General features: G+C 63.4%; 1 protein-coding gene. It reads left to right on the top strand.

Annotated elements, in window-relative coordinates; all coding sequences use genetic code 11:
• Nucleotides 1-840 (top strand): site-specific integrase (locus EXE44_RS17320; protein ID WP_137718000.1); only part of this gene is annotated, 840 nt, incomplete at its 5' end.
• Between the last annotated feature and the right edge of the window lie 17 nt (nt 841-857).

Below are 857 nucleotides of genomic sequence, written 5' to 3'. Positions count from 1 at the left end.
GGTGACGGGCGCGAGCCGATCAAGCTCGTCACTCTCAAGAGTCAGTTGGCAACCCTTCGGCGTTTCCTCCGGTTCGCTGGCGACATCGACGCCGTCGATCCCGAGCTGTACGAACAGCTCACCCTCCCGACGATGAAAAACGGGGAGGACGTGTCGGAGACCACGCTCAAGCCTGAACGCGCTATCGAGATTCTGGACTACCTCGAAAGCGCGCAACCGGCGTCCCGCGACCACATCGTTCTCCTCCTGCTGTGGGAAACGGGGGCGCGGAGCGGTGCGATTCGCGGCCTCGACCTCGAAGACTGCGACCTCGACGGGACGCATCCTCGTTTCTCTGGTCCGGCTGTCCACTTCGTTCACCGTCCGGAGACCGGCACCCCGCTCAAGAACCACGAGTCGGGGACCCGCTGGAACCGTATTAGTCAGAAGACGGCCCGATACATCGAGGACTACATCGAGTATCACCGGGATGAGGTGACCGACGAGTACGATCGTAAGCCGCTGATCACGACCAGGTACGGTCGTCCGGCGGGCAACACCTTCCGGAAGGTGCTGTACCGAGTGACTCGTCCCTGCTGGCGCGGCGAAGGCTGTCCCCACGATCGGGACATCGACTCCTGCGAGGCGACTGACATCGACCACGCGAGCAAGTGTCCGTCGTCGCGATCTCCTCACGACGTGCGGAGTGGCCGGGTGACCTTCTACCGCCGCGAGGACGTTCCGCGGCGTATCGTCGAGGACCGGCTGAACGCGAGTGAGGATATTCTGAGTCGCCACTACGACCGGCGGTCTGACCGTGAACAGGCAGAGCAACGCAGCGACTTCCTCCCCGACCTATGAACCCCGAACCCTACGCC

The sequence above is a fragment of the Halorubrum sp. SS7 genome, from assembly GCF_005435055.1.
In the GTDB taxonomy this organism is placed as follows: Archaea; Halobacteriota; Halobacteria; order Halobacteriales; family Haloferacaceae; genus Halorubrum; species Halorubrum salinarum.
The sequence above is the reverse complement of the archived record's forward strand: the minus strand, read 5'-3'. Positions and strand labels throughout refer to the sequence as shown.